Origin of the sequence: Mycobacterium sp. (genome assembly GCF_035653355.1) — a bacterium.
Taxonomy (GTDB): Bacteria; Actinomycetota; Actinomycetes; order Mycobacteriales; family Mycobacteriaceae; genus Mycobacterium.
The window spans coordinates 1-3,439 of sequence record NZ_DASRBZ010000133.1 but is presented as its reverse complement, the minus strand read 5'-3'; the positions used below and the strand labels follow the sequence as shown (position 1 = coordinate 3,439).

At 67.1% G+C, this 3,439-nt stretch carries 4 protein-coding genes and 1 pseudogene; 2 read left to right on the top strand and 3 right to left on the bottom strand.

Translation table 11 applies throughout. The features are described from left to right. The 3 genes from VFA16_RS04270 to VFA16_RS04260 all read right to left on the bottom strand — a co-directional run. On the bottom strand, nt 1-1,329 hold a 1,329-nt coding region (locus VFA16_RS04270), incomplete at its 3' end, for a hypothetical protein (RefSeq protein WP_414687639.1). Then, nucleotides 1,326-2,000: a hypothetical protein gene (locus VFA16_RS04265; protein WP_324966613.1), complete on the bottom strand. Its 675-nt coding sequence runs from the start codon at nt 1,998-2,000 to the stop codon at nt 1,326-1,328. The genes VFA16_RS04265 and VFA16_RS04270, both read right to left, overlap by 4 nt. 92 nt (nt 2,001-2,092) lie before the next feature. Next, nucleotides 2,093-2,407: a hypothetical protein gene (locus VFA16_RS04260; RefSeq protein ID WP_324966612.1), complete on the bottom strand. Its 315-nt coding sequence runs from the start codon at nt 2,405-2,407 to the stop codon at nt 2,093-2,095. A 240-nt stretch (nt 2,408-2,647) separates the two neighbouring features. Here VFA16_RS04260 and VFA16_RS04255 point away from each other — a divergent pair, with 240 nt between their 5' ends. Beyond that, on the top strand, nt 2,648-3,151 hold the full coding sequence (locus VFA16_RS04255) for a hypothetical protein (protein WP_324966611.1): 504 nt from the start codon (nt 2,648-2,650) through the stop codon (nt 3,149-3,151). A gap of 55 nt (nt 3,152-3,206) precedes the next feature. Continuing rightward, nucleotides 3,207-3,439 (top strand): annotated as a pseudogene (locus VFA16_RS04250) (hypothetical protein); the annotation flags it as partial.

The window sequence follows — 3,439 nt, the reverse complement described above, 5'->3', positions numbered from 1 at the left end:
GGACGGGGAGGACGCTGACGTGTGGGGGATGCGTGCCGACCCGTACGAGGGGTAGCCGCCGGGGTAGGCAGTCGGGTTCGCACCGTCCAGCCCGGCGTGCCCGGCCTGCTGTTCCATTCGTGAGGCCACCGCGTTGATGGTCTTGTGCAGCGACTGGAGCGCGGCGACCGCGATGCCCGCGGGCCCAGCAACTGCCCCAGCCGCTGCTGCTCCCGCTCCAGCGGCCCCGGCCCCACCGGCGGCAGCACCAGCTGAGCTAGCGCCGGCGCCGCGGGCCGCGTTGGCCGACATGGCCTGGCGCTCGGAGAACTGGCCGAAAGCGGCGGGATCTATCCCGGCTCCGCCACTGGAGGTTCGGTTGGCCACCGCGCCCACCAGTGCGCCCAAGCCCATGGCGCCACCCATCGCCGCGGAGGTGAAGGTGAAGAATCGGGCGATCGCGGGCCAGGCGAACACGGCCATGAACAGCACGGCCATCCCGGAAACCAGACCGGTGATGCCGCTGGCGTTGCCGGCGGTGTCGAATCCGAGGACGAAGACCAGGGCGATCACCGGTTTGAGGATCGCGAGCTGGACCCCGGCCTTGACGAGTTTGCGCCACCACTCGCCGGTCGCGCTGCCGATCTGGCCGGCGGCCGCGATTGGCGCCGTCGCCACGAGAACACAGAACACTGTGTTGCGCAGCACCAGCTCGAACCACAGCAACAGCACCAAGACGATGCCGAGCAGCCCGAACATCAGTAGCAGGACATACGGGATCGTGGTGCTGGACGTCGCACTGAGCGCCAGGAGCGCGGTCAGCCGTTGCGAGAAGCCATCCATGCTCGTGCCGCTGGCCGTTGTGATCCACGCGGCGAGCTGGTCGGATGCCTTCATCAACTGCGCTGCAACGGCCAAAGTCAACAGCGAGGCGAGCGCCGCCTTGGCCGCGCCGCTCACCGCGTGGGCGAGCGGAGCGCCGGAGCGAGACCAGAGCACCGCCCCGGCCTGCATCACCAGAAGTAAGAGCGCGACGATCATGCCGAGCGTCAGGGTGACGGCATACACACCTCGGATCGAGCCGAGATCCGGGTCCGGCATGGAAGCGAACACCCCGCCGAACCACTGCAACACCTGAGTGAACGCGTCGGCGAACGAATGGCATATCGACTGCCACGCGGAGGAAGCCGCATCCCCAACCACGCCACCGACCGCGGATCCCGCCGCCGAGCTGAGCGATCCCACCGCCTTGCCGGGCAGGCTGACTACGTCGGTCCAGCACTGGCTGAGATTGCCGTCGAGGCAGCCTGTACCTGGGCCGGTTTGGACGAGCCCCACGGCCGCGGTCACGACGTGCCGCCTGTTGCTGCAATCAGTGGGAGCCAGCCCTGACTGGCTGCAGCCCGGGTGTCGGGAGTAGCGGCCAGTCCGGAATAGTCCTGCCCCGTGTGGCCGACAGCGCGAAGTTTCCAGTCCCCGTCGGTCCACCGCATCTGTATCGGAAAGACGCCAGTGGTTTGAGCCGTCCCGCCGCGCGCGTTGATGAACGTGCTGTCGGTCAGCAGCAGCACTAGGACCTCATCCGCGGAGACGCCTCGCAACTGGTACATCTGTGCCGTGGTCTGGAACGTCGTCGGCGGCTCTAGGGGCCCGCTAGTGGGCAGTTGCAGCGCGGCGCGCAGCTTGACCGTGCTCGTGGCGAGATTCGTCGGCAATGAGGTGTTGGCTGGGTCGCCGGCGATGCGCATCACCGATGCGGCGTAGTCCGGGTCGAGGGTAGAGGCGACCGCATCGAGATACTCCGCTGCGGCGCTGACCGCACCAACGGTGGTGTGCGGATAGCCGATCTCAACGCCGTCGGCGAGCCGCGCGCCCTGGACGAGGGTAATGGCACCGGACGGGATGGGAACTGGTGACGTCGACGGGGTCGGGGATGGCCTCGTCGGGCTCGCCTCGCTGTGCCCGCGACGGGTGGCGAGCAGCGAGATCGCGACAACGCCGATGACGAGCAGAGCGGTCACGGCGAGGATGGTCGGGAGGACGCGCCGAGTGCCAGTAAAGTTACGCATTGTGACTCCAAGTGGCGGTAACGCACCTGTGGACGGAGGCGGGCCTAGCCCAGGCCGTAAGAAGAGGTGATCAGCGTTCCGGCCACTGCGATGACAACCGCGCCGATCACTGAGCAGATCAGCGTCACTTTGCCGCGCTCGGCCATCTCGGCGCGGCGTGAGGTGTTGCCCAACGCGATCATTCCGCCGGCCATGACGGCGGCCCCGGCGCAGCAGATCAACGCGCCCCACTTGACCCACGACAGCAGGGTCACCAGCGCGCCTGCCCCGTCGGGCGGCGCGGGCGCCGGATCGGGGATCAACCCACCACCAGCGATAAACAGCTGGTGGACGGCCTGGTGCATAACGCTTCCGAGCATGTCGCTCACCTGACTTCCGGTCTCAATCGGCGAGAACAGCGCCCTAGCTACTAGCTGCTGCGATACAGCTTTCGCTCCCACTGGGCCAACTGTTCATCTATGCAAACTACCTAACGTCACCTTACGATCACTCCAAGCGCACGTGTCAACCCGAATGAGCGAGGTAAGCTGAAATGGGCAGGGATCGTTCACCAAGGCCGACCCTGCGGCGCCGAGTGGCCGGACTGGAAGAGGCGAGCGATGAGCGAACAGAGCGCGGGCCCGACCAGCGAACCAAGCAGCGACACAACGCCGCCGCAGGCTGCGCCCTCGGGGGACCCCGGCGTGATCGCCAAGCGGCTGCAGTACCTGTTCGAGAACAAGCGCAGGCCCGACGGCAAGCGCTACTCCTACCGCGAGGTGCTTTCCGCGATCGAGGCACAGGGCGGCCCGAGCATGTCGATCGGGTACCTCTCCCAGCTCGTGACCGGCGCACGTACGAACCCGATGATGGACGCGGTGCAGGCGCTGGCGAAGTTCTTCGAGGTGCCGCTGTCCTACTTCGACGCACACGAGAGCACCGCCGAGACCAACGAGAAGCTCAAGATGATCGCGGCATTGCAGCACGCGGGCGTTCAGGACGTCGCGTTGATGGCTGTCGGCCTGCCGCCGGAGAGCATCGAACTGGTCATGAGCATGATCGACCGTGTGCGCCAGGTCGAAGGGCTACCGCCGGCCGAGAAGATGTCCGGCAGCACCGAGTAGCACCCCTTAACCTCGAGCGGCCCACCAGGCCGGCGCCCTGCGGCAGGGAGCGGCGATGAACCGCGACCAGGCACGCCGCGAGTGCGAGGCGTTGGTTGCCGCGTTGGATCTGCCTGAGCCGTTTGACCTGGCTGAGATGTGCAGAAGGCTGGGGAAGCAGCGTGGTCGAGCGATCACCCTGATGTCGCACGACATGGTCGTCGGGGGCCTATGCGGCACCTGGATGGGCACCGCGACGGCCGACTACGTGTTCTACGAGCAGGACACCTCGCGGCTGCACCAGCAGCA

What these genes read in the sequence shown, in the direction of transcription:
- VFA16_RS04260 (WP_324966612.1), bottom strand. Translation starts at nt 2,407, where the DNA reads ATGCTCGGAAGCGTTATGCACCAGGCCGTCCACCAGCTGTTTATCGCT.
- VFA16_RS04255 (WP_324966611.1), top strand. Translation starts at nt 2,648, where the DNA reads ATGAGCGAACAGAGCGCGGGCCCGACCAGCGAACCAAGCAGCGACACA.